Source organism: Staphylococcus sp. MZ3, assembly GCF_018622755.1.
Lineage (GTDB): Bacteria > Bacillota > Bacilli > Staphylococcales > Staphylococcaceae > Staphylococcus > Staphylococcus aureus.
This window is the reverse complement of the sequence record NZ_CP076026.1, coordinates 368,619-394,632: the sequence shown is the minus strand read 5'-3', so window position 1 is coordinate 394,632 and position 26,014 is coordinate 368,619. Positions and strand designations below refer to the sequence as shown.

The window sequence follows — 26,014 nt, the reverse complement described above, 5'->3', positions numbered from 1 at the left end:
TCGTCTACACATAATTGGACTAAATCTAAGAGAATAAAATTTGTTAATTTAAAATAGCAAGCAATTCAAAGTTATATGTGTAATAGATAAAATAGATATCCCTATAGTGATGCGTTACTAGCTAAACATAATAACACTTTAGAAGATAATGAAGTTAAGGAGTTACTGGATTGTTTCGACTATCTAATTCAGCATAAAAATATCCAACGACAAAACGTAATTATAAAATGGTAAAAGCTATGGTACAGTTTCAAATTGCTAATGACATGCGTATCGGTGAGCTACTTGCAATAAAGAGAGTAAATATAAACTATGAAGATAAAAAGCTAGATATCGACGGTAAAGTTAATTGGGAAACTGAAAAAAGACGGGAGCATTCGGAGTAAAGGAGACAACTGAAAGAAGTAATAGCTATAAGGTCATAGGGCTCACTACCCAAAGCATCGACTTACTAAGAACACTTATGCTTGGAATGATAAGTTTATTGATAGAGAGTACATATTCACAAATACGGCTGGTAGCCCTATCGACTCGAACAAAATTAGCCACATTATTAAAGGGGGGGCGCTGATATTAGTCCTATTAAGAAACCTATAACAACGCATACATTACATCATTCGCATATATCTACACTTGCTCAATTAGGAATTAACTTAAAAGCAATGCAAGAGCATGTAGGTCATTCAGATTATAAAAAAAATCTAGAGATATACACACATGTTACTAATCAGATGGCGAAAGATATGATGAATAAATTTGAATGATTGGGGAGTTAAAAACTATGAACAGAAAAACACCTAAAACTACTGATGGTTTAATGAGACATATAAGAGACAATAAAGGTATCCAAATAAATGGTAGCACGGAAAAAATCCAGTTACGAAACATCGGCTATTTTCATGGATTCAAAGGGTATAATTTCTTTTTAAACAAAGAGGAAGAACTTAATTTTGAAAAATTTAGCGAATTACAAGCTTTATACAGTTTTGATACAGAAATTAAAAGCCTTTTCTATAAACACGTTATGTTCTGTGAAACGGCTATTAAAAATAGATTGCTAGAAATAGTTTGTGTAAACTCTGGCTTTGATTTAGATAGTTTATTTCAAAAATCATTAACATATTATAAAAGTTATAGTCCCGGTAGCTCAAAATATAAAAAACATTTAAAAAATACTACTAGACTAAGAAGAGATATTTACGACATGATCCATGAACATTGTAATTCGAAACCTTACATTTATCATTACATACATCAAGATAGAACCGTGCCACTATATGCCGTATTTGAATTATTCACTTTGGGAAATCTGGTATTTTTCACTCGTTGCATGTCCCAAAATTTGAATATAGAAGCTCAAAAGCAACTAAAATTATACTCCCCAGCATTTGATCAAAGTAAAGATATACTAGGTGACATCATTGATTGTATGAAAGGCTTAAGAAATGCTATAGCTCACAATGGTGTACTTTATGACTGTAGATTTAAAACTGGAGAGACAAGTAATAGATTAAAAGAATATTTAGCAGTAAAAATGGATATACACAATTTAGATTTCGACAGAATAATTGATTATCTCATTTTATTAATTTTAATTTGTTCTGGTCTCTCTTATTCTAAAACAGAACTCCAAAGAATTATAAAGCAATTCGAACAAAACCTTGATTTTTTACGATCAAAGATAAGCGAGTCGACTTATGATAAAATTATAGGTGTTCGAGCAAGACCTAAATTAAGAAGTTTAAAGAACTTTATCAATAACCTTGATTTTTATCTAAAAACATATTAATATTATACATAAATAGCGGTGCATATCTGAGGAATGCACTTGAGGTTAACTGTTACTGACGGTTGCCTCTTTTTTTTATGCATATAAATTCATATTATTTTTGCAATATAAACATATCTTTGTGCAAATTCCGAACACAAAACATTCACATCCTCTTTTTTGCCCTTTTTCTATATCCCAAAACACAAAAAGCCCCGCAAGCCTATGCCTACGGGGGTTATAATATATTAAATATTATTGTTCTTCTTTAACATATGGTAATAATGCCATATGACGAGAACGTTTGATAGCTGTAGTCAACATACGTTGATATTTAGCTGAAGTACCAGTTACACGACGTGGTAAAATTTTACCGCGTTCTGAGATAAAACGTTTTAATAATTCAGTGTCTTTGTAGTCGATATGTGTAATACCATTTGCTGTGAAATAGCATACTTTTTTACGACGACGTCCGCCTCTTCTTGGTCCACCTGCCATGATTGTGTGCCTCCTTTGATAATTTTTTCGCTTTAATTTCGTTAATTTTTATTAGAATGGTAAGTCATCATCACTTATATCAATCGGTCCGTTTGCATTTGCAAATGGATTATCAGATTGTTTCGTGTTTGATGAATTATTGTACGAATTGTTTTGTCCTGATTGTTGACCACCGAATCCTTGACCGTAATCTTGGAATTCATTTTGTTGACGTTGGCCACCATTTTGTTGCGCATTTTTAGGTTCAAGGAATTGAACGCTATCACACACAACTTCAGTAACAAACACACGACGACCTTCTTGATTTTCATAATTACGGGATTGTAAGCGACCATCTACACCAGCTAAACTACCTTTAGATAAATAGTTATTTACATTATCTGCTTGTCTTCTAAAAACAACACAGTTAATAAAATCTGCTTCGCGCTCCCCTTGAGCATTCGTGAACGTACGATTTACTGCAAGAGTGAATGTCGCTACACTCACACCTGAGGGAGTGGTTCTGTATTCCGGATCTTTCGTTAAACGACCTACTAATACAACTCTATTTAGCATTTAAACGCCCCCTCTAATTATTACTTGTCTTCGTCTTCACGAATAACCATGTAACGAATGATATCGTCACTGATTTTAGCTAGACGTTGGAATTCGTCAGTAGCTTTGTTGTTATCAGATTTAACACGTACGATGTTGTAGAAGCCATCTTTGAAATCATTGATTTCATAAGCTAGGCGACGTTTACCCCAGTCTTTTGCTTCTAAAACTTCTGCACCTTCAGTAGCTAAGATGCCGTTGAAACGTTCAACTAACGCTTTTTTAGCATCTTCCTCAATGTTTGGGCGTACGATGTACATAACTTCATATGTTCTCATTTTATATTTGCACCTCCTTGTGGTCTATACGGCTTATCAATCTTAAAACAGATAAGCAAGGAATAATTTTCATTACTCACAATAAAGAATTATATCATGCGCCATTACTTTTTACAATAATAATTCAAACTACTCTTCATATCATTTTTGACATTAATTCATTTGAAATTTTCTATGATATTTTTAAAAATACACTTCACAAAAGCGAACACGTGTTCTATAATAGTTGTGAGGTGGTAAGGAATGAATTTAAATATTGATTGGTCTAAAGATTTTCAAGAATTCCAAGAGATACTTAATAGTGGCATTCATCCTGAATGGCTTTATTGTGCAAAGGCTAATCTTGTTTTAGAGCCTGCTTATACTGGCGAAGGCAAACAATTTTTCAGCACTCAAGATATTATTAACGCGAGTAAAATTATTCCATTCTTTTAATAAATTATACGCATAATTAAAAGAGGCGAACAATTGATTCCGCCTCTTCTCCATATATACTATTTAATTAACTTCACTCTATCGTTTATACATTAAATCTGAAATGAACGATATCACCATCTTGCATAATATATTCTTTACCTTCTAATCGTTGTCTGCCCGCTTCTTTAGCGCCACTTTCGCCACCATATTGTACATAGTCGTCATAACTTGTTACTTCGGCACGGATAAATCCACGTTCAAAATCAGTATGAATGATACCAGCACATTGAGGTGCAGTCATACCTTGTTTAAATGTCCAAGCACGTACTTCTTGCACACCAGCAGTAAAATATGTTGATAATCCTAATAATTCATAAGTTGTTCTAATTAATCGATCTAATCCTGGTTCTTCGATACCTAAATCTTCTAAGAACATTTCTTTATCTTCATCATCTAATGTAGCAATTTCTTCTTCAATTTTTGCACTAATAACAATCACTTCAGAGTCTTCTTGCGCTGCATATTCACGAATCGCTTTTACTTTATCATTATCATCATCACCAATTTCATCTTCACCAACATTAGCGATATAAAGCATTTTTTTAGAAGTCAGTAATTGCGCTTGATTCACCCATTTTTGATCTTCTTCATTAAAGTCAATACTACGAGCGGGTTTACCATTTTCTAAAGCTTCTTTAATAGTTGTTAAAATACGTACTTCCATTTCAGCAGTCTTATCTTTTTGACGTGCTAATTTTTCAATTCTAGGCAAACGTTTCTCAACAGATTCTAAGTCCGCTAGTACTAATTCCATATTAATAACTTCAATATCATCAATAGGGTCTACTCGACCAGCAACATGAGTTACGTTATCATCATCAAATGCACGAACGACCTGACAAATCGCATCTACTTCTCTAATATGTGATAAGAATTTATTACCTAACCCTTCTCCCTTTGAAGCACCTTTCACAATACCAGCGATATCTGTAAATTCAAATGTAGTCGGCAATGTCTTTTTAGGTTGAACCATTTCTTCTAATTTAAGTAATCTAGCATCTGGCACTTCTACTATCCCTACATTAGGATCAATCGTAGCGAATGGATAGTTCGCTGCTAAAGCACCTGCTTTTGTTATTGCATTAAATAATGTTGATTTACCAACGTTTGGCAATCCAACGATACCTGCTGTTAAAGCCATGAATCATTCTCCTATCTTTGTGTATCATCATGAGATTCGATGATTTTTTTAAGTTTTTTATCAAACGTTTGACGTGGAATCATAATACTTCTTTGACAATTTTCACATTTAATTCTTATGTCTGCACCCATTCTAATAATCTTAAAACGGTTTGTTCCACACGCATGTTGTTTTTTCATTTCTACTATATCATTTATTCCATATTTTGACGCCATTAAATATGACCTCCATGTATTATAAACTACTAAACACCGTTTTCACTATGATTATAAGCAGTCATAATTGGTTGAGGTGTTTTAATACCTTCTTGTAAAAACATTTTTTGTACTTCTTTGCGAATAATTCGAGCTCCAGCAAATCCTTCACCTGGAATTGTTTCTGCAGATATTCTCAATATTACTCTTGTATCTTCAATAGCATCAATACCAATAACAACCGGATCACTAACAAATAAGTAATATTTACTACGTAAAGAAGTAAATAGTTTGTTTAGTTTTTTATCAACATTATCAATGTTTTCTTCGACAGACACTGGAATTTTAACGATAGCTGTACCATTTGTAATTGAGTAGTTCGTTATTTCACCCATACTACTATTTGGTAAAATTGTTAATTCTCCTGAAATTGTATTGATTCGTGTTGAACGAAGTCCTATTGATTTAACCGTTCCCTCTGCCACAGTCGTACCACCATTGTTTATTTTAACATAATCACCTACATCAAATTGACTTTCAAATATAATGAAAAATCCAGTAATAACGTCTTTAACAATGGTTTGAGCACCAAAACCTACTGCTAAACCTACGACACCAGCACTTGCAATAACACCTTCAACACTAATGCCAAATTTACTTAAAATCGTCGTAATAACTATAAACCAAACGATATACTTCACTACATTTTGAACAAGAGATATTAAAGTTTTAGAGCGCTTTTTGTTACTCTTTTTACTCTTATTTTGAATCTTAAATCCCTGTTCAATCATTTTATTCAGTATTTTAATAACTATGAGGGCTACGATAATATAAATAACAATCATAGCGATTTTAGTTGCAATGTTTTCATATGTTTCTATTTTTGTTAATGGCTCAAATAGAGATGAAATAATATTCATGACTTGATTCATGATAAGCGTTACTCCCTTCTATATGATATATCAATATTGTATTCATATTTTTATATACTTCCAACCTACGAAAGTCTCAATATATCTAGAATCAAATGTTCACTGATTACAATTTATTTACACTTGCACAAAGAGTTATTATATAAAATTGTGTAACTATTTACCATACCTACGATTTAATTGTTCAATTATTCTTAGAAAATCTTCTTGTGAATCAAACTCAAATGAGATTTTACCAACCGATTTTTTTATTGATATATCTACTTTGGTACCATACTGTTCTCGCAACTGTCGTTCTTGTTGCTTTATAAATTTAGGCTTAGTTATATCTACTTTGTCTGTTTCCGACTTTGACGAAACATTTTTTAATTCATTAACATGGTTTTCTAAATATCTAACACTCCACTTTTCTTTAACAACCCGTTTCGCTAACCTAAGCATTTGTTGTTCATCTTTAATTGCCAATAACGTTCGTCCATGTGCACTTGTCAGTCGCCCATCTTTTACCATGTCAGCAATCTTTTTCGGCAAATGTAATAACCTCAACATATTCGCTATATACGGGCGCGACTTACTCAATCGCTTCGCTACTTCTTGTTGTGTAATTTTCAAATCTGTCATCAAACGTTGATAACTTTCAGCTTCTTCAATCGCATTTAAGTCTTCTCGTTGTAAATTTTCGATGACCGCCAGTTCCATCATATCTTCATCTGTTAAATCTTTGATAATCGCTGATACGTATTTTAGACCAGCAATTTTCGAAGCTCTAAACCTTCTTTCACCAACTACAATGTAATAACCTTGAACTGTTTTTCTAAGCACAATTGGTTGCAAAATTCCATATTGCTTAATTGAATCTGCCAAATCATTTAAATGATTTTCATCGAAAGTTTTTCGGGGCTGATACGGATTCGGTTTGATATCCGATATATCTATTTGCTTAATTTGTTCATCTTTTGTTTTAGTAATACGTTGATCTTCACTTTTTGACAATTCACTCACATCACTTTTTATTTGATAACAACAGTTAAATATATTTTATGTATTCTAAATGAGTCAGACAACCATTAACCACACTTTATTTAAAAAATAATTCATTTTTCAACTTCAAGATACCAATTACAATTTCACAAACAAATTAACTTTTAAATCAAAATTTTCTGAATAATTGTTGACAAATCTTTTTTTACTCTGTAAGCTAATTAATATCTTATAACAGTTTAATGAAACGTAAACACAATAAAGAGGAAAGTAAAACACACCCTGCTTATACAGAGAGTCTTTAGTAGCTGAGAGAAGATTTTGAAAGCGTGTTTGAAAATGGCCTTGGAGTGTTGATGCCAATATGAGGTGTCTACGGGTTCGCCCGTTATAGCGATACAGTATTAACATTGATGTTAAATGGCGTACTGGATTCTTTACGCACGATTTTTTGTTAATAAGTATGGGATAGCACATTACTATATCCTTACTTACTGACTTTAATTGTGATAATTGTTCAGTAAGCATATTTACTTTTAATGCGTACTGAATAAGGTTATTTCAGCGATGGAATAACAAATAAAGGTGGTACCGCGAAACATAAGCTTTCGTCCTTTTTATCCGATTCATTCGGGTACGAAGGACGGAAGCTTTTTTTATTTTTTCTTATAGGAGGGTCTTAATATGAAGGATACACAGTTAGCCCAAATCACATTAACCGATGATTCAACCGGTGCTATAGCGAATCCAATCCATTTATCTACTGCCTACAAGCATCCAAAACTAGGACAATCGACAGGTTTTGATTATACACGTACTAAAAATCCTACACGCTCAACATTTGAAACCTGTTTTGCCAAACTCGAACATGGTATTGCATCATTCGCTACATCAAGTGGAATGTCAGCCATTCAATTAATATGTAATTTATTTAAACCACACGATGAAATTTTAGTTTCATTCGATTTATACGGCGGCACATTTAGATTATTTGAATTTTATGAGCAACAATACAATATCAAATTTAAGTACGTTGATTTTACAGATTATGAACAAGTTGAAAAAGAAATCACTGATAAAACAGTTGCATTATTCATTGAACCAATATCTAACCCACAAATGATTGCTATTGATGTAAAGCCATACTATCAACTTTGTAAAGCTAAAGGCTTATTGTCAATTATCGACAATACTTTTTTAACACCTTATCTTTCAACACCACTAGCAGAAGGTGCTGATATAGTCTTACATTCAGCCACGAAATATATTGGCGGACATAACGATGTACTAGCAGGTGTCGTAACCGTCAAAGATGAATCACTCGCGCAACAGTTGTTTGATTTTCACAACATGACTGGCGCAACACTTTCACCAATAGATAGTTATTTGTTGTTACGTGGACTTAAAACTTTGCATTTACGCATTGAGCGTGCGCAATCAAACGCTAGAAAACTTGCTAAAAAATGTCAGTCACTTCAAGCAATTGACGAAGTACTATATAGCGGGCAAACTGGCATGCTTAGTTTAAGACTTAACAAGGCCTATAGCGTCGCTAAATTATTAGAAAATTTAGACATTTGCATTTTTGCAGAAAGTTTAGGAGGTACTGAAACATTAGTGACCTTCCCTTACACCCAAACACATGTTGATATGCCAGATGCTGAAAAAGATAAACGTGGCATTGATGAGTATTTAATCCGCTTATCACTAGGTGTTGAAAATTATGAAGACATCGAACGCGATATCATCCAAGCATTAGATAAAGCTCAGATTGGAGAGATTGTATGACACTTTCAAAAGAGACAGAAGTGATATTCGATTGGCGTAGAGGTGTGGAATATCATTCAGCTAACCCACCACTCTATGATTCTTCAACATTCCATCAAACAAGTCTTGGTGGCGATGTTAAATATGATTATGCACGAAGTGGCAACCCTAACCGTGAACTTTTAGAAGAGAAGTTAGCACGATTAGAACAGGGGAAATTCGCTTTTGCTTTTGCATCAGGTATTGCTGCGATTTCAGCAGTACTTTTGACTTTCAAATCTGGTGATCATGTCATCTTACCCGATGATGTATATGGCGGTACTTTTCGCCTCACTGAGCAAATTTTGAATCGATTTAATATTGAATTTACAACCGTAGATACTACCAAGCTCGAACAAATCGAGGGTGCCATTCAATCAAACACAAAATTAATTTATATCGAAACACCATCGAATCCCTGTTTTAAAATTACTGATATCAAAGCTGTTTCTAAAATAGCCGAAAAGCATGAACTACTGGTAGCTGTGGACAATACATTTATGACACCGTTAGGTCAATCACCTTTATTACTTGGCGCTGATATTGTCATTCATAGTGCTACAAAATTTTTAAGTGGACATAGCGATTTAATTGCTGGTGCTGTCATAACTAATAATGAGGCAATTAGTGACGCTCTTTATTTAATACAAAATGGTACAGGCAATATGTTATCTGCTCAGGATAGCTGGACACTTGCTAAACATTTAAAAACTTTTCCAATCAGATTTAAACAATCTGTCGAAAACGCTCAAAAAATCGTGTCATTTTTAATAAAGCAAGATGAAATTTCAGAAGTTTATTATCCGGGACTCACTACTGCTCATTTAGAACAAGCTAAAAATGGCGGTGCCGTTATTGGCTTTCGTTTAGCTGATGAGTCTAAAGCACAACAATTTGTCGATGCACTGACATTACCACTCGTTTCAGTGAGTCTGGGTGGTGTTGAAACGATCCTTTCACATCCAGCAACAATGTCTCACGCTGCACTACCTGAAGAAGTGAGACAAGAACGTGGTATCACTTTCGGTCTATTCCGATTAAGTGTTGGTCTCGAAGATCCTGATGAACTCATTGCAGACATCAAATACGCATTAAAGGAGGCATTCAATGAGTCAATTCCTCACACAATTGAAAGATAATGTTTTAGTAGCTGATGGCGCTATTGGAACCATTTTATACTCTGAAGGATTAGACACCTGTCCAGAAGCATATAATCTTAGCCATCCAGATAAAGTTGAACGTATCCATCGTTCATATATCGAAGCTGGTGCTGATGTCATTCAAACCAATACTTATGGTGCAAATTTTGAAAAGTTAAAACGATTCGGTCTTGAAGATAAAGTTAAAGCTATACATCAAGCCGCCGTACGCATCGCAAAAAAAGCAGCAAATAAAGATACGTATATATTAGGCACAGTTGGTGGGTTTAGAGGTATCAAACAAGAGGATATCAGCTTACAAACTATTCTTTATCATACTGAAATTCAAATAGACACCTTAATTGAAGAAGGCGTTGACGCGCTACTTTTCGAAACGTATTACGACCTAGAAGAGCTAACAAATGTCATTTCACGAACGAGAAAGAAATACGACATTCCAATCATTGCTCAATTAACCGCTTCAAACACAAATTACTTAGTTAATGGTCAGGCAATCAATGAAGGATTAAAACAACTCGTTCAATGTGGTGCAAACATCGTGGGACTCAATTGTCATCATGGCCCGCACCATATGCAAGAGTCTTTCACACATATTGAATTACCAGAGCACGCATACTTATCTTGCTATCCAAATGCCAGCTTATTAGATATTGAAAATAGTGAATTTAAGTATAGTGACAATGCACAATATTTCGGCCAAGTTGCTCAAAATTTAATTCACGAAGGTGTTCGTTTAATTGGTGGTTGCTGTGGTACAACGCCAGAGCACATCAAATTTATTAAAGAATCTATTCAGACACTTAAACCTGTTAATGACAAAAAAGTGATTCCGATACCAACGAAAGCACTTTTCAATCCATCTCAAAATAAAGTTAGACAATCATTAACATCTAAGGTTCAAGAACGTCCAACCGTTATTATCGAATTGGATACACCGAAACATTTAGACACGGATAGATTTTTTGAAAATATCGCTAAACTTGATAAAGCTAATGTAGATGCGGTAACACTCGCAGATAATTCATTGGCAACTGTCAGAATTAGCAATATTGCTGCTGCTAGCTTAATTAAGCAATATTACAATATTGAACCACTCGTACATATTACATGTCGAGACCGAAACTTAATCGGCTTGCAGTCCCATTTACTTGGATTATCGCTCATTGGCGTTAACGAAATATTAGCCATAACTGGTGATCCTTCAAAAGTTGGTCACTTACCAGGTGCAACCAATGTCTATGATGTTAATTCTAAAGGATTAACTGAACTCGCTCTAAGATTTAATCAAGGTATTAACACTGACGGTGATGCGCTGAAGAAACGTACACACTTCAACATCGCTGGCGCCTTTAACCCTAATGTTCGTAAATTAGATGGTGCCGTCAAAAGATTAGAGAAAAAGATAGAAAGCGGAATGTCTTATTTTATAACACAACCCGTGTACAGCAAAGAGAAAATCATTGAAATTTACCATGCCACTAAGCACTTGAACAAACCATTTTTCATAGGCATTATGCCTATCGCAAGTTACAAAAACGCACTCTTTTTGCATAATGAAGTGCCAGGAATCAAGATGTCAGATGAAATTTTACAACAATTTGAAGCAGTTAAAGATGATAAAGCCAAAACACGAGAACTAAGTCTTAAGCTTTCAAAGGATTTAATCGATACTGTTCATGAATATTTTAATGGTTTATACATTATCACACCGTTTCAAAATGTCGAAGATTCATTAGAACTTGCAGCATACTCAAAATCTATTACTGCTCACAAGGAGGCAATATTATGACAACAATTAAAACATCAAACTTAGGATTCCCAAGATTAGGTAGAAAAAGAGAATGGAAAAAAGCCATCGAAAGTTATTGGGCAAAGAAGATTTCTAAAGAAGAATTAGATCAAACATTAACTGATCTACATAAAGAAAATTTATTATTACAAAAGTACTATCACTTAGATAGCATCCCAGTTGGTGATTTCTCTTTATATGACCATATATTAGATACGTCATTATTATTCAACATCATCCCTGAACGTTTCCAAGGAAGAACTATTGATGATGATTTATTATTTGATATTGCTCGCGGTAATAAAGACCATGTTGCAAGTGCACTTATAAAATGGTTTAACACTAACTATCATTACATCGTACCTGAATGGGACAATGTTGAGCCTAAAGTGAGTCGCAATGTATTATTAGATCGCTTTAAATATGCCCAATCTTTAAACGTTAACGCTCACCCTGTCATTGTTGGTCCGATTACTTTTGTTAAATTATCAAAAGGCGGTCACCAAACTTTTGAAGAAAAAGTTAAAACGTTATTACCACTTTATAAAGAAGTGTTTGAATCATTAATTGATGCAGGTGCTGAGTACATTCAAGTTGATGAGCCAATCTTAGTTACAGACGACAGTGAAAGCTATGAAAATATTACACGTGAAGCTTATGACTATTTCGAAAAAGCTGGTGTTGCTAAAAAATTAGTCATTCAAACATACTTCGAACGTGCACATCTTAAATTCTTAAGTTCTTTACCTGTTGGTGGTTTAGGTTTAGACTTTGTCCATGATAATGGCTATAACCTTAAACAAATTGAAGCTGGAGATTTTGATAAATCAAAAACATTATACGCTGGAATTATTGATGGTCGTAATGTATGGGCAAGTGACATTGAAGCTAAAAAAGTCTTAATCGATAAATTGTTAGCACACACTAATGAACTTGTCATTCAACCATCATCTTCATTATTACATGTTCCAGTATCTTTAGATGATGAAACATTAGATACAAGTGTTGGCGAAGGCTTAAGCTTTGCAACTGAAAAATTAGACGAATTAGATGCATTGCGTCGCCTATTTAATCAAAACGATAGTGTTAAATATGATAAATTAAAAGCACGTTATGAGCGTTTCCAAAATCAATCATTCAAAAACTTAGATTATGATTTCGAAAGCGTGCGTACTTCAAGACAATCACCATTCGCGCAACGTATTGAACAACAACAAAAACGTTTGAACTTACCGGATTTACCAACAACAACTATTGGATCATTCCCGCAAAGCCGAGAAGTTCGAAAATACCGTGCAGATTGGAAGAACAAACGCATTACAGACGAAGCATATGAAACATTCTTAAAAAATGAAATTGCTCGATGGATTAAAATTCAAGAAGACATCGGCTTAGATGTATTAGTTCACGGTGAATTTGAACGTAATGACATGGTTGAATTCTTCGGAGAAAAATTACAAGGTTTCTTAGTAACTAAATTCGGTTGGGTGCAATCATATGGTTCACGTGCCGTAAAACCACCAATCATTTATGGTGATGTAAAATGGACAGCGCCTTTAACTGTTGATGAAACAGTTTATGCACAAAGCTTAACAGATAAACCAGTTAAAGGTATGTTAACTGGACCTGTAACAATTCTAAACTGGTCATTTGAACGTGTTGATTTACCACGTAAAGTCGTTCAAGATCAAATTGCTTTAGCAATCAACGAAGAAGTATTAGCACTTGAAGCTGCAGGAATCAAAGTTATCCAAGTTGACGAACCTGCATTACGTGAAGGCTTACCATTACGCTCTGAATATCACGAACAATATCTTAAAGATGCTGTTTTATCATTTAAACTTGCAACGTCTTCAGTTCGTGATGAAACTCAAATCCATACACATATGTGTTATTCTCAATTCGGTCAAATCATTCATGCTATTCATGACTTAGATGCTGATGTTATTTCAATTGAAACATCTCGTAGCCATGGTGATTTAATTAAAGACTTTGAAGATATTAATTATGATTTAGGTATTGGTCTAGGTGTATATGATATTCATAGTCCACGTATTCCAACAAAAGAAGAAATTACTACAGCAATCAATCGTTCACTACAACAAATCGACCGCTCATTATTCTGGGTAAACCCTGACTGTGGTTTGAAAACGCGAAAAGAAGAAGAAGTTAAAGATGCATTGACTGTGCTTGTGAATGCTGTTAAAGCTAAACGCCAAGAATAATCGCAGCATTTATCATATAATAAACTAAAAACGGGTGATTTTATGACACAATATCCTTTATGGCAACAATTAAATACTTTAAAACAAGCAACTTGGGTTGATTTAACGCATACATTTGATCCGGAAATACCACGTTTTAGTGAGTTTGAAAAAGGCGAAGTTTCAACTTTATTCACGGTTAAAGATCATGGTTTCTATGTGCAACGTTGGAATATTGTAACGCAATATGGTACTCACATTGATGCACCAATTCACTTTGTCGAGAATAAACGTTATTTAGAAGACATTGATTTAAAAGAATTGGTATTGCCGTTAATTGTATTAGACTTTTCAACAGAAGTAGCGAACAACAATGATTTCATCGTAACACGTGCGCATATAGAAGCATGGGAAAAAGAGCATGGTACTATTGAACCTGGCACTTTTGTTGCACTTCGTACCGATTGGTCAAAACGTTGGCCTAATATTGAAAAGTTTGAAAACAAAGATGCGAACGGACAACAACATGCACCGGGTTGGGGATTAGATGCTTTGAAGTACTTAATTGAAGAACGCCGTGTTGAAGCTGTTGGTCATGAAACATTCGATACCGATGCATCTGTGGACGTTGTAAAAAATGGCGATTTAGTTGGCGAACGTTATATTCTTGGTCAGGATAAATACCAAGTCGAGTTATTAACTAATTTAGATCAATTACCAACTCGTGGCGCCATCATTTACGCTATCAGCCCTAAACCAAAAGATGCACCTGGGTTCCCTGTTAGAGCATTTGCAATTAAACCATCAAATGACTAATATTACCCAATAAATCCATAAACAAATAAAAACAGGTTATGCCAACATGTAATTAATACTGTTGTGATAACCTGTTTTCTTATTATTTATATTTTGATACAACTGCAGCGATAGCTTGACCGCCACCAATACACAATGATGTTAAACCAGTTTCAACTTCATCATTCAGTTGATGCAATAATGTCACTAATACTCTAGCACCAGATGCACCAATAGGGTGTCCTAATGCAATAGCGCCACCTTTAACATTCACCTTTTCAGGAGGTAATTTTAATTCACGATCAACAGCTAATGATTGTGCTGCAAATGCTTCATTTAATTCAAATACATCAATATCGCTTAATTCTTTTTTACTACGTTTCAAAGCCTTTTCTACAGCGCCAACTGGTGCAATACCCATAATAGAAGGATCTACACCATGAGTTCCAAAGCCATCAAGCACTGCCAATGGTTCGATATTTAATTCTTTAGCTTTGTCTTCTGACATGACTAACATCATCGCAGCACCATCATTGATTCCTGATGCATTACCTGCTGTAACTGTACCGTCTTTTTTGAAAGCTGGTCTTAATCGACTTAATTTTTCGACTGATACATTTTCACGTACACCTTCATCCTTAGTGACTACGATTGGTTCACCTTTACGTTGAGGAATCGATACTGGAACTATTTCACTATCAAATTCACCATTTTGCTGTGCACGTACTGCTTTTTGTTGTGAGTTTACAGCAAATGTATCTTGTTCTTCTCTTGAAATACCATATTGCTCTACTAAATTTTCAGCAGTAATACCCATATGATATTGATTAAATACATCTGTTAAACCATCATATACCATGCTATCAACCATTGATTGATGTCCCATTTTAAAACCAAAGCGACTGTTGTTGACAAGCATTGGTGATTGAGACATATTCTCCATACCGCCAGCTAGCACGATGTCATTTTCACCAGTCACAATAGATTGATATGCTAATTGAATCGACTTTAACCCAGAACCACATACTTTATTCACCGTAAATGCAGGTACTGTTTCTGGCAAGCCACCTTTCATAGCAGCAATTCGTGCTGGATTTTGTCCTTGTCCTGCTTGTAGTACGTTACCGATGATAACTTCATCAATCTCACTTGGATTCAAACCCGTCTCTTTAATAATATGTTCTATTAAAGTCGCACCTAAATCATAGGCTGGCACGTCTTTAAACGCACCTCCAAAAACGCCAATAGGTGTCCTGTATGCTGCTGCTAATACGACTCTCGTCATGTCATATTCATCTCCTTATGATATATACAATTTTATTACTAATACGTCTAATGAACCAATACGCCACTAACATCCAATTTATGAAACCAATTGCTACGTATGTTACATTTTCATTCTTGTTATGCATTTAACAAATCATATTATACAATGATGTAATTTGTTTGGGCAATCGGAAACGTAAACGGTTTCACTTTAACATTTCACACTCTTAAATATGCTCTATCATCCTCATCTATAGTACAAAATTATGCTTTGATTTACCACAAATTATCATTAATCATTTCGCGTAATGACTCTAATTAAATGCTATCTATCATTGCATCGCTATTCACAGCTGGTTTCACCATCAATTTCTCATCAACTTTTTCTTACCATTACGTCTCCAGTCAAATATTAAATCGCTGATGATTGTTAATTCCACAATTACCTTGCAGTCACCTCTCCTTCCACTTCATCGCCAAATCTGCCCCTATTCACTAGAAAAAATAAATAGTATACTTAGTAAATTAATTACACATCTTAAAGGAGTTAAAATTTTATGGTTAATGCATTAACACCAAAACATTTAGCTGAAAAGCGTGCAGGATTCCATGAGTTGTTCTTTGATTTAATTTTCGTCTATGCCATTCAAAAAATTGCACATGTGATTTTAACAACACAAAATGGTTCCATTTCAGCTGATTTATTTTTCAAATACATCGTCATGAGTTTGTTCTTATGGTTAATGTGGTCTCATCAAACATTTTTTACAAATCGATTTGGTCAAGTTACATTCAAAGACGTCTCGTTTATGATGTTTAATATGTTCATCATGGTCTTCCTATCTAACAGCCTATATCCGGACTTTGAAAAGACATTCTTCCCATTCTTCTTATGCGTGGCAATTATGTATTTAAGTATCGGATTACAGTATTTATTACATATACGTACAGGGTTAGATTATGGCGATAAGCGTACATGTCAAGCTTTTGCGAGCGTAGCCTTTGTGATTTCATTTTTATCATTTCTATCATTAGTACTACCACAAAGTATCCATTACATCCCTGGATTTTTAGGCGTATTCATTGCAGCGACAGGACTTATTCCATTTCAGAAATATCTTGTATTATCACCTGTTAATATGATGCATTTAGTAGAACGTTTTTCGTTACTAACAATTATTATCTTTGGCGAGGTACTGGTTGGTTTAGCTTCGTCATCATTTAGCATTGATTATTTTAGTTACATTTATATATTCCAATTTATGATTTTAATTAGTCTTTTCGGTGTATATTGGATCATTACTGAAAATTACATTAATCATAAATTGTCATCTATCGGTTTCCGTTTATCGTATACGCATATATTAATCAATATCGCTTTAGGTGTGATTAATGCTGCAATTGTTTTTAGTAATAACAATAAACTAAATGACTTGTTTGAAATTAATATGATGTATATCAGTGTTTTAATATTCTATATTGGATTATGGTTAATCACCCCTTATTTCCATAATGAACTGACAAACGCAAAATATATTTCTTCTTCACTTGGCATACTTGTAGTATCATATATCATCAGCCTTATCTTTAAAGGGCATGACCAAGTAATGATTATCTCGGTATCCGTTGCGACTTTCTGCATCATGCTGATTTATTTTAAAAATCAACGTCTACGTAATAAAAATGAATAAATAGTATTCACCTCGGTCAAAGTATTTGAACTGAATCCAAAAGTGTCGAACTTCACATTATACTTTTGGATTCAGTTATGCTACATGATCGAGGTTTTTAAATATTTCCAAGGAAATCATTGGCATATACCATCATCAATTGATACACACAAATAAATTTCAGCAACATACTAAATAATATATACACGTTAATCCTCACTATAAAAGGAAATAATTCCCACACAACATAACCACCTCAAAACAAATGAATCAATCTAGATATGTCACCTATACTTATCACCCTGCATTTCATTCCACACCAAAAAGAGCAGATGATAATCGTATTGATTTATCACCTGCTCTAAATATTATTTCAAGGACTAGCTTCACACCAAGAATATTGATTATAGTTCTTGTTTGTTAAAAATTTTAATAGACAATATATAAGAAACGCTCGTTATAACTATACCAATGACCGCATATGCTATGACAACTAGCCATCCTTCAGTGCTAATTTTTTCAAATTCTAATGCAGATGCACCACTAACCATACCATATATAAAGAAAAAGACCACGAAAGAAATAAGTAGTAGTATAAATGCACATATCATAATGACATTGGAGTTTTCAGCGCCAAATTTAAATGTCAATGGGAAAATGATAGAGTATGCCCCTATGATACCAAAACTCATTAAACCTGACATAATACCAATCATCACACTTTGGGTCACGATTGTAGTCACAACTAATCCAATCATTAAACTTGCACCGAATAAGATTAAATAAAAGGCAAAGTATGACTTAATATAATCATTACGTTTAACCGGTAAAGTAGATACATAATACATCCATCTTGAGTCTTTTTCATGTTTAATATTATCAGTAATGGGTGTGATTAACATAACCCCAGCCATTGCAGAACTCATCAACGGACTAAATACCGAAAAGTATCCCGCAGCTATGATAGCGACTATAAAATAAATATATGTTTGCTTTCTCGTTGCATAAAAACTACTTAGGAACATACCTTTCATTATACTTCACCTCGCATTATGATTTTTGTAGCGTCATCAATGTGTTTTAAAGGCTCTGCATTTTCAATTTCTGCATAATCTTTAACTAAAATTTGATGTTTCCCCTTTGACAATCTAGAAGCAATGATTAAATGCTTAGGAATTTCAACATCTTTATCTTCTGTCGTAACAATTCCATATTGTGCTAACAGTATATCTTTCTGTTCAGTTAAAACCATTCGTCCATCTTTCATAAACACTAATTTGTCCGCTAAATGTTCAATATCTTCAGAAATATGCGATGATATTAAGATACCTCCACCTTGTGTGACAAAATCTTCTAATAGTTCCATTACTTCTTCTCGTCCAGAAACATCCATACCCGCAGTTGCTTCATCTAAGATTAGTAACTTCACATCATGAGAAAGCGCAATCGTTAAAGCTATCTTCATTCGCATTCCTCTTGAAAAAGTTTTAATTTTAGTTTGTAGTGGCAACTCGAAATATTTGATTAAATCAAAGAATTTTTGACTATTCCAAGTCGTATAAATAGATTGAAATACTTTATCAATATCTTTAATAGTCAATTTATTAGGTACTCTCAGATCATCAAACACAACACCTATGTGTTCTTTATATTCTACATCATCCATAGCATGTTCTTCTCCAAAAAATGCAATACTACCGTTATCTTTAAGTCGATTGCCTACTAAAATATTAATTAATGTCGATTTACCCGAGCCATTTTTCCCGATTAATCCTACTGTCTCATTAGTAGCAATCGTTAAAGATGCATCTTGTAATTTAAAATCCGAATCTTTGTATTGTTTGTTCACACGATCTACGTTTAACAATGTTGTCATATCCATGCTCCTCTTTGTTTAATTTTAATAAAAACGTCTTCTCTTCAATAAATAACTAAAGGCGTTATATATGAAAATAGCAATGATAAGTAGCAAACTAAAGCTTTGATTAATTCCTGTAGCAATTGAATAAGACCCTATAAAAATAATGGCTAGTATCAATATGGATAAGTTGATCGCATATGTTTTAAATAATGCAATTAATTCTATATGGCGTTCACCCTCATCCAATATTTCCAATCGCTTTTCAGTGTAATTCTTATCTGCAATTTTTGGCATTCTATCATCAAATCTTCTATTAAACAGCGTAAATTGTGTATTGAAAATAGCACTAGCAAAAAATGGTATTAAAAAGAATAGTATTGCATTTGCTGCAGCGTGCCCTACCACAAAAATAAGCAATACTAAAAAAGCAATAACTGTCTGCAGAATACTTAATATACTTCCATTTAAAACATAACGATTCGCAAGCAACTCATATTGATCTGTTGCATCGATATCTACCTCTTTATCTACAAGTTGCTTATACTTCAATGCACGTCTTTGATTCATCAAAATAATGCCTTCTACCAATATGATGATAATCGTCGCAACAATCGATATTACAACGACATTGGTATATGTCGCAAACGTCAAGTTCTCAATACCCAATCCATCAAAATTACCTAAAATTCCACCAATGATACCCCCTACAAGTCCACCTAGTAAAAGATATCCGATATATCTTAGTATTTTCATACCTCATCCTCCTCAATAATAAAAACAGTTTCCACCGTTTCATTGAAAATTCGAGCAATTTTTATTGCCGTTAATACTGATGGCATAAAATTGTTTCGCTCAATTAGCGATATGGTTTGTCTTGAAACGCCCGCTTGTTTAGCAAGTTGCGTTTGGTTTAAGCCATCTCGTGCTCGTAATTCTTTCAATCGATTACGCACATCGCATCAACTCCTTAACTACACTGTAAATGATATGCGTCTTTTTGACAACTATATTTGTCAAATCCACACAAAAAAATATGATTGTCCACCTATGTATGACATTTTGAAACAAACACCTCAACGCCTACAAGTCATAATTGTTTACTTTCGTTACACCTTCCTGCATAATTAACAGCATTCTAATTTTAGTATGATGCACGCATTTTCACTAAATCAAATCATTCAAAGGAGATTATTATGGCATTTACATTATCTGCAATTCAACAAGCACATCAACAATTTACTGGTGTTGATTTTCCAAAACTATTCAAAGCATTTAAGGATATGGGTATGACGTACAATATTGTTAATATTCAAGATGGTACAGCAACATACGTACATCAATCAGAAGATGATATCGTTACGTCATCTGTAAAAAGTAATCATCCTGTTGCTCAAAAATCAAACAAAACAATAGTTCAAGACGTCTTAACAAGACATCAACAAGGGCAAACAGATTTTGAAACATTTTGTGATGAAATGGCTGAAGCTGGCATTTATAAATGGCATATCGATATTCAAGCGGGCACTTGTACTTATATCGACTTGCAAGACCAAGCTGTTATTTCAGAATTAATCCCTCAATAAACTATATTTATAGCAACATTTTAATTATTTCATAAAATTTTATTGATAATCATTATCGTTCGGTATAAAGTAAATACTATATACTACTTATGAGTGAGGTTGATTATCATGATAACTAACACTTTTATTTTAGGCATCACAGGCCCAACAAGTCTTGTCGTCATTAGCATTATCGCTTTAATTATTTTTGGTCCGAAAAAATTACCACAATTTGGCCGTGCCATCGGTTCTACTTTAAAAGAATTTAAATCTGCAACAGAAGATTTAGATAAAGAGTCTTACGATACACCCAGTAAGGAATCGAAACAACAGCGAGAGCAATAGTACTGATGATACATTAATGGTTCACTTTAGCGAACTACGCCATCGGTTAGTAAAAATTTTATTGTCGTTCGTCATTACGGTCATCGTCGTATATGTTTCATCATTTTGGTGGATGACACCATTCATAACGTATATTACTCGTGCACATGTGTCCTTACATGCATTTTCATTCACAGAAATGATCCAAATATACGTGATGATTATATTTTTCATCGCGTTTTGTTCCATTTCACCAGTCATGTTTTATCAATTGTGGGCATTCATTGCACCTGGATTACATAATAATGAACGTCAATTTATTTATAAATATAGTTTTTTCAGCGTGTTATTATTCTGTGCTGGTGTCGCTTTTGCATTTTATGTTGGCTTTCCAATGATCATTCAATTCGCGTTAAAATTATCAACCACTTTGAACATTTCGCCAGTGATTGGCTTTAAAGCGTATTTAGTTGAACTTATACGTTGGTTATTCACTTTTGGCATTTTATTCCAATTGCCAATATTATTCATAGGACTTGCAAAATTCGGTCTTATAGATACCACATCATTGAAGCATTATCGAAAATATATTTATTTCGCTTGCTTTGTATTAGCAAGTATCATTGCACCACCCGATTTAACATTAAATATATTACTTACATTGCCACTCATATTGCTCTTTGAGTTCAGCATGTTCATTGTTAAGTTCACATGCCGAGGCAAACCGCCAACACATTAACCTTATACGAATTAATGCTGTGATTATCGTTATACTGCAATACCGAATATTTCCAACATCGCAACAAAAAAACAGGCACTCGGCCTGTTTTTTATTTTTTAAATTTAAAGATTAAGATAGCAACTACCATAATATAGGCAGCTTGTGCTATCAATGGTTCATAAGTTGGATAGAATCCTAACCAGTTAATCGTTGGGAATCCTTCAATGACATGTCTCGGCATAGCACCTAATAATTGTAACTTTTGAATACTTACGCCAAGCATTTTGAATCCCATAATAAAAATAAAAATCGACAACACTCTAAATATATAGAATATAGGTATCAATCTGACGATAAATCTAAATAATAACGCAAAGATGATTAAAATAACGATAGCTAAAGCAATACCAATAATAAAATCTTTGGTCGCTAGCTCACCTATCATCCCCATATAGAAAATGATAACCTCGACACCTTCACGCAACACAGATATTAAACCAATCGTCGCTAACAATACCAAATTACCATTACTAATCGCATTAGCATACATATTTTTAATCATGTCATTCCAACGTTTTGCATTTGAACGTTTGTGCATCCAAACACCAACGATAAACATTAATATGACCGCAACGATACCTAATCCCGCTTCCATACTTTCACGAAGAATGCCACTATTCCCTAAAGTTTCTACAAACGTAATTGCTAAGATAATACTCAGTACAAGTCCGGCAATTGCACCACCAATCACACTTGCAGTCCCTTTCTTATCTTTTACATTACGCGTCATGGTAGTCAATGTCATTACAATTAACAACACTTCTAGCCCTTCACGTAAAAAGATAATCATCACATCGACAAAGCTATAACTATGGCCAACAACCTCTTTAATTTGATTGTTTATATCTACTAAGCCATCTTTCACATGTGCTTTATTATGTTCATCTAATACACTTTGATAGTATGGTATTTTATCTTCAATTTTCGTATACAAAGCACCGTCTTTAGTTTGAATCTGACCTTCAACATATGGCCAAATTTCTATAAAATGTGTAAGTGATGTATCAGCATCTGACAATTGATTGTCGTCGATAGCTTTAATCGCCTTCTCTAACGCATCATTTAATTGTGATACATGGTATTGATCATTTGCAGACGTATTACTTTTTTTATCGACATGATCAATATTTGATTTAAAAGTTGTCCAAGCATGTGACACTTTTGCCGTATCTAATGGTGACTTATGAATTGCAATTCTAAGTTGTAATAATGCGACTTCAATTTGTCCATATTGATTTGCGTCATAATTGCGAATCACTGTTTCATTACTTGTCCAAATCTGATTCAAACTATTGTTCAAAGATTCTAATTCCGCTTTATTTTTATCTTTAATCGCTTTTGTCATTACTGCATCTTTGGCATCGACTTGCTGTTGCAATAGTTTAATTTTAGAACCCGCATCTTTACTAGCCAATTTCTCTTCATAAGCAATTAATGACTTCGTTAATTGCGAAAGTGTATCTTTTTGATTATCATTCGCTTTTGCATCTTCAAGCTTTCTCACATCTGATTTGACAGCATTACCTTCACTATTATCTTCAAGCGATAATTTCTTAACTGCACTTACCACTTGCTCAATTGCTTTCTGCTTATTGTCATTCGATATCGAATTATTAGAAAGTGCAGATTTCGCATCCGTTATCACACTATATACATCACTAATACTTTGTTGTTTTGCTGCCTGACTTTTCAGTAACCCAAAGCTACACACCATAGCAGCAGTTATTAGCATTGCTACAAATTTAGTCAAATAATGTTTCACCAAGGTATCCTCCCTTACTAACACCTGGTAATACTAAAAATGAAGCAGAACCTCTATGTGTAATATATTCATTTAATTTATCATTACTACCTAAATTATTTTGTATATCGATAAATTGTTTTGTCGCTTTTTGAAAAGCAATGAACAACAAGCCTGTTTCGAAGTTACCTGTGCGGTCATCCGTACCATCAACATAATTAAAGGCTCTACGTAAAATTGACGTATTTGCTTCTTTCGCTAGTCTCGTATGGGCATCTTTATCAATAATATACTCGCCATGACTATCTTTCGCTTTTAAGTCAATTTCATCAAACTCTTTCCCACCTGTTAACGGCGCACCACTATGTCGTTTCCGACCAAATGTAGCCTCTTGTTCTTCCAGTGCAGTACGATCCCACGTTTCAATGTGTATTTGAATACGTCTGACAACACAATAAGTTCCATGTTTCGCCCATCCGTCATCAATAAACACATAATCTTTAAGTTGATTACTCTTTCTAGGATTAATTGTTCCATCTTTAAATGCCATTAAATTTCTAGGTGTTTCCTTACCTTTAGCAGAGATAAAACCAGATTGCGCCCAACGTACCTTAACAATATCTCGAAATGGACGAACTAAATTATGAACCGCATGAAAGGATACTTGCGAATCATTTGAGCATGCTTGAATCATAATATCACCATCGCTGTAATCGTCTATTAACTGATCATTCGGAAAATGCGGTAAATCTTTAAAGGCATCGGGAATTTTACTAGATAACCCAATTTTCTTCATCAAAGACTTACTAATCCCAAAGGTAATCGTTAACTTGCTTGCACCTAATCCTATCGATTCACCGGTATCTACTGGTGGCATTAAAGGATTGTTACTCGTCTTGCCAACTGTATCACCATCCATCATACGATCAGCCATAACCGTCCACTTTTTAAACATTGCCTTAATTGCATCTCTATCTTTTGACTTCAAATCTAACGCAACGAAATTGCATGTTTTTTGCGTGGGTGTGGTAATGCCTGGTTGCACTTTACCATAAAATTCATACGCATCTTTTTCCGGATCTTCTGGTGTATTGAACATTGATTTGAAAGACCACATGCTACCAACACCACTTGCGCCAATTGCAACACCGGCACCGCCAATACCTAACATTTTCAAAAATGTACGTCTTGAAAATTGCGTACTATCGTTAACTTGTTCATAATTTGTCATTCAGTAATCACAGCCATTTTACTTAGTGGCTCTCCTAATGCATTAACAGCATCCGCAAATGCTTTACGGTCTTTCTTAGATACTTTTTCAAATGACTCATAACCGCCGTTGTTATCTTTATATTTATCCAATAATTGATTCACTTTATCGAAGTTCATTTGAATATCATCACTTAATTTTTTATCTTTTTTCTCTAAAATAGGTTTAAATAAGTCATAAATTTTTTGTGCACCTTCAACGTTCGCTTTAAAATCATATAAATCTGTATGTGAATAAATTTCTTCTTCACCTGTGATTTTAGAAGTTGCAACTTCATTTAATAGGTCAACAGAACCTTGTAACATTAATTTTGGTGTGATATCTAATGTATCAGCTTTGGCATGCAATTCTTTTGCATCTTTCAATAATTGTTGTGCATCTTTTTTAGTCACATCATCAATTTTCTTATCTTCGTATAATGCTTTTTCAATCTTATGATATCCTGACCATTCTTTTTCCTTTTTCTCTTCTTTCATATCTGCAAGACGTGCATCAATTTTAGGATCTAAATCTCCAAATGCTTCTGCAACTGGTTCAGAGCGTTCATAATACATACGAACTTTTGGATATAACGCTTTTGCTTGGGCCATATCATTATTTTCAATCGCTTTAACAAATTTTTCTGTACCTTTTAAAAATTCATTTAACTGTTCATCAGTATATTTATCATATGCTTTTGTTGCTTGTTTTAATTCTGCTTTAACACCATCATCTTTTTTCGATGTCTTTGAATCATCCTTCTTACTATCGTCGTTCCCACATGCAGCAATTAATAACGTTGATGCTAATAATAGCGTTGTTAACTTTTTCATTTTGACACCTCATTATAGAAATTCTATTATCCCCATAGATGTGTTCTTATAAATATTATTTTCGCATTCCCTACACGCTAAAATAATACATTACACTTAAAACGGCTGTT

General features: G+C 33.9%; 26 protein-coding genes, 1 pseudogene and 1 other annotated feature. Of the genes and pseudogenes, 12 read left to right on the top strand and 15 right to left on the bottom strand.

Annotated features, from left to right (window positions below):
- Positions 1-73: 73 nt before the first annotated feature.
- Positions 74-764: pseudogene (locus KI230_RS01765) on the top strand (tyrosine-type recombinase/integrase); the annotation flags it as partial.
- A gap of 17 nt (positions 765-781) precedes the next feature.
- Positions 782-1,789 (top strand): Abi family protein, encoded by a 1,008-nt coding sequence (locus KI230_RS01760; RefSeq protein ID WP_001080634.1) that lies wholly within the window; start codon positions 782-784, stop codon positions 1,787-1,789.
- 234 nt (positions 1,790-2,023) lie between these two features.
- Here KI230_RS01760 and rpsR read toward each other — a convergent pair whose 3' ends face one another.
- The 3 genes from rpsR to rpsF are packed head-to-tail and all read right to left on the bottom strand — an operon-like array spanning position 2,024 to position 3,138.
- Entirely contained in the window at positions 2,024-2,266 is a 243-nt protein-coding gene (gene rpsR / locus KI230_RS01755; protein ID WP_000897044.1) for a 30S ribosomal protein S18, read from the bottom strand.
- Between the two features lie 51 nt (positions 2,267-2,317).
- The gene (ssb, locus tag KI230_RS01750) at positions 2,318-2,821 is read right to left on the bottom strand and encodes a single-stranded DNA-binding protein (protein ID WP_000934799.1); all 504 of its coding nucleotides are present in this window, start codon (positions 2,819-2,821) and stop codon (positions 2,318-2,320) included.
- A gap of 20 nt (positions 2,822-2,841) precedes the next feature.
- Entirely contained in the window at positions 2,842-3,138 is a 297-nt protein-coding gene (gene rpsF / locus KI230_RS01745) for a 30S ribosomal protein S6 (protein WP_001261460.1), read from the bottom strand.
- 243 nt (positions 3,139-3,381) lie between these two features.
- On the opposite strand from rpsF, the gene KI230_RS01740 reads away from it, so the two are divergent.
- The gene (locus KI230_RS01740) at positions 3,382-3,573 is read left to right on the top strand and encodes a hypothetical protein (protein ID WP_001052483.1); all 192 of its coding nucleotides are present in this window, start codon (positions 3,382-3,384) and stop codon (positions 3,571-3,573) included.
- A gap of 85 nt (positions 3,574-3,658) precedes the next feature.
- Here the strand turns inward: KI230_RS01740 and ychF are convergent, their stop codons facing one another.
- From ychF to KI230_RS01720, 4 genes are all read right to left on the bottom strand, one after another.
- Positions 3,659-4,756, bottom strand: a complete 1,098-nt coding sequence (gene ychF / locus KI230_RS01735) for a redox-regulated ATPase YchF (RefSeq protein WP_001218732.1) — start codon at positions 4,754-4,756, stop codon at positions 3,659-3,661.
- Positions 4,757-4,767: 11 nt separating this feature from the next.
- A complete protein-coding gene (locus tag KI230_RS01730) occupies positions 4,768-4,971 on the bottom strand; it encodes a DUF951 domain-containing protein (protein WP_000157345.1) in 204 nt (67 codons plus the stop codon).
- Between the two features lie 29 nt (positions 4,972-5,000).
- Positions 5,001-5,882, bottom strand: coding sequence for a mechanosensitive ion channel family protein (locus KI230_RS01725; protein WP_001077602.1), 882 nt, complete (start codon positions 5,880-5,882; stop codon positions 5,001-5,003).
- Positions 5,883-6,038: 156 nt separating this feature from the next.
- Positions 6,039-6,884, bottom strand: a complete 846-nt coding sequence (locus KI230_RS01720) for a ParB/RepB/Spo0J family partition protein (RefSeq protein ID WP_001566903.1) — start codon at positions 6,882-6,884, stop codon at positions 6,039-6,041.
- Positions 6,885-7,112: 228 nt separating this feature from the next.
- Positions 7,113-7,482, top strand: a binding site (T-box leader).
- A 65-nt stretch (positions 7,483-7,547) separates the two neighbouring features.
- Between KI230_RS01720 and KI230_RS01715 the strand changes: the two genes are divergently transcribed.
- From KI230_RS01715 to KI230_RS01695, 5 genes are read left to right on the top strand one after another with little or no spacing between them, the layout of a single operon-like run.
- Positions 7,548-8,651, top strand: a complete 1,104-nt coding sequence (locus KI230_RS01715) for an aminotransferase class I/II-fold pyridoxal phosphate-dependent enzyme (protein WP_000655703.1) — start codon at positions 7,548-7,550, stop codon at positions 8,649-8,651.
- Positions 8,648-9,808 carry a cystathionine beta-lyase MetC gene (gene metC / locus KI230_RS01710; protein WP_000175846.1) on the top strand — a complete coding sequence of 387 codons (1,161 nt, stop codon included), beginning with the start codon at positions 8,648-8,650 and terminating at the stop codon, positions 9,806-9,808. Before KI230_RS01715 ends, metC begins: the two co-directional genes overlap by 4 nt.
- Positions 9,777-11,618 carry a bifunctional homocysteine S-methyltransferase/methylenetetrahydrofolate reductase gene (locus KI230_RS01705; RefSeq protein ID WP_045177543.1) on the top strand — a complete coding sequence of 614 codons (1,842 nt, stop codon included), beginning with the start codon at positions 9,777-9,779 and terminating at the stop codon, positions 11,616-11,618. The genes metC and KI230_RS01705 overlap by 32 nt, the downstream gene beginning before the upstream one ends.
- Positions 11,615-13,843 carry a 5-methyltetrahydropteroyltriglutamate--homocysteine S-methyltransferase gene (gene metE, locus KI230_RS01700; RefSeq protein WP_000207619.1) on the top strand — a complete coding sequence of 743 codons (2,229 nt, stop codon included), beginning with the start codon at positions 11,615-11,617 and terminating at the stop codon, positions 13,841-13,843. Before KI230_RS01705 ends, metE begins: the two co-directional genes overlap by 4 nt.
- A 42-nt stretch (positions 13,844-13,885) precedes the next feature.
- Positions 13,886-14,638, top strand: coding sequence for a cyclase family protein (locus KI230_RS01695; RefSeq protein ID WP_000195907.1), 753 nt, complete (start codon positions 13,886-13,888; stop codon positions 14,636-14,638).
- 82 nt (positions 14,639-14,720) lie between these two features.
- Here KI230_RS01695 and KI230_RS01690 read toward each other — a convergent pair whose 3' ends face one another.
- Positions 14,721-15,902 carry an acetyl-CoA C-acetyltransferase gene (locus KI230_RS01690; protein ID WP_000199071.1) on the bottom strand — a complete coding sequence of 394 codons (1,182 nt, stop codon included), beginning with the start codon at positions 15,900-15,902 and terminating at the stop codon, positions 14,721-14,723.
- Between the two features lie 538 nt (positions 15,903-16,440).
- Here KI230_RS01690 and KI230_RS01685 point away from each other — a divergent pair.
- Positions 16,441-17,574 (top strand): low temperature requirement protein A, encoded by a 1,134-nt coding sequence (locus KI230_RS01685; RefSeq protein ID WP_214958304.1) that lies wholly within the window; start codon positions 16,441-16,443, stop codon positions 17,572-17,574.
- A gap of 383 nt (positions 17,575-17,957) precedes the next feature.
- On the opposite strand, the gene KI230_RS01680 is transcribed toward KI230_RS01685, so the two are convergent.
- From KI230_RS01680 to KI230_RS01665, 4 genes are read right to left on the bottom strand one after another with little or no spacing between them, the layout of a single operon-like run.
- Positions 17,958-18,587 (bottom strand): ABC-2 transporter permease, encoded by a 630-nt coding sequence (locus tag KI230_RS01680; RefSeq protein WP_045177537.1) that lies wholly within the window; start codon positions 18,585-18,587, stop codon positions 17,958-17,960.
- Positions 18,587-19,429: an ABC transporter ATP-binding protein gene (locus KI230_RS01675; RefSeq protein WP_000209548.1), complete on the bottom strand. Its 843-nt coding sequence runs from the start codon at positions 19,427-19,429 to the stop codon at positions 18,587-18,589. Before KI230_RS01675 ends, KI230_RS01680 begins: the two co-directional genes overlap by 1 nt.
- 24 nt (positions 19,430-19,453) lie before the next feature.
- Positions 19,454-20,167 (bottom strand): DUF3169 family protein, encoded by a 714-nt coding sequence (locus tag KI230_RS01670; protein ID WP_045177534.1) that lies wholly within the window; start codon positions 20,165-20,167, stop codon positions 19,454-19,456.
- Positions 20,164-20,367 (bottom strand): helix-turn-helix transcriptional regulator, encoded by a 204-nt coding sequence (locus KI230_RS01665; protein ID WP_001246014.1) that lies wholly within the window; start codon positions 20,365-20,367, stop codon positions 20,164-20,166. Before KI230_RS01665 ends, KI230_RS01670 begins: the two co-directional genes overlap by 4 nt.
- Before the next feature lie 240 nt (positions 20,368-20,607).
- Between KI230_RS01665 and KI230_RS01660 the strand changes: the two genes are divergently transcribed.
- From KI230_RS01660 to tatC, 3 genes are all read left to right on the top strand, one after another.
- On the top strand, positions 20,608-20,997 hold the full coding sequence (locus KI230_RS01660; protein ID WP_000886005.1) for a DUF1398 domain-containing protein: 390 nt from the start codon (positions 20,608-20,610) through the stop codon (positions 20,995-20,997).
- 99 nt (positions 20,998-21,096) lie between these two features.
- Positions 21,097-21,321 carry a twin-arginine translocase TatA/TatE family subunit gene (locus KI230_RS01655; protein WP_138277881.1) on the top strand — a complete coding sequence of 75 codons (225 nt, stop codon included), beginning with the start codon at positions 21,097-21,099 and terminating at the stop codon, positions 21,319-21,321.
- Positions 21,322-21,337: 16 nt separating this feature from the next.
- Positions 21,338-22,039 carry a twin-arginine translocase subunit TatC gene (tatC, locus tag KI230_RS01650; RefSeq protein ID WP_072384825.1) on the top strand — a complete coding sequence of 234 codons (702 nt, stop codon included), beginning with the start codon at positions 21,338-21,340 and terminating at the stop codon, positions 22,037-22,039.
- A gap of 91 nt (positions 22,040-22,130) precedes the next feature.
- Here the strand turns inward: tatC and KI230_RS01645 are convergent, their stop codons facing one another.
- The 3 genes from KI230_RS01645 to efeO are packed head-to-tail and all read right to left on the bottom strand — an operon-like array spanning position 22,131 to position 25,904.
- Positions 22,131-23,843 (bottom strand): FTR1 family iron permease, encoded by a 1,713-nt coding sequence (locus KI230_RS01645; RefSeq protein WP_045177525.1) that lies wholly within the window; start codon positions 23,841-23,843, stop codon positions 22,131-22,133.
- Positions 23,824-25,053 (bottom strand): iron uptake transporter deferrochelatase/peroxidase subunit, encoded by a 1,230-nt coding sequence (gene efeB, locus KI230_RS01640; RefSeq protein ID WP_000186223.1) that lies wholly within the window; start codon positions 25,051-25,053, stop codon positions 23,824-23,826. Before efeB ends, KI230_RS01645 begins: the two co-directional genes overlap by 20 nt.
- A complete protein-coding gene (gene efeO / locus KI230_RS01635; RefSeq protein WP_000737196.1) occupies positions 25,050-25,904 on the bottom strand; it encodes an iron uptake system protein EfeO in 855 nt (284 codons plus the stop codon). Before efeO ends, efeB begins: the two co-directional genes overlap by 4 nt.
- Positions 25,905-26,014: the final 110 nt, after the last annotated feature.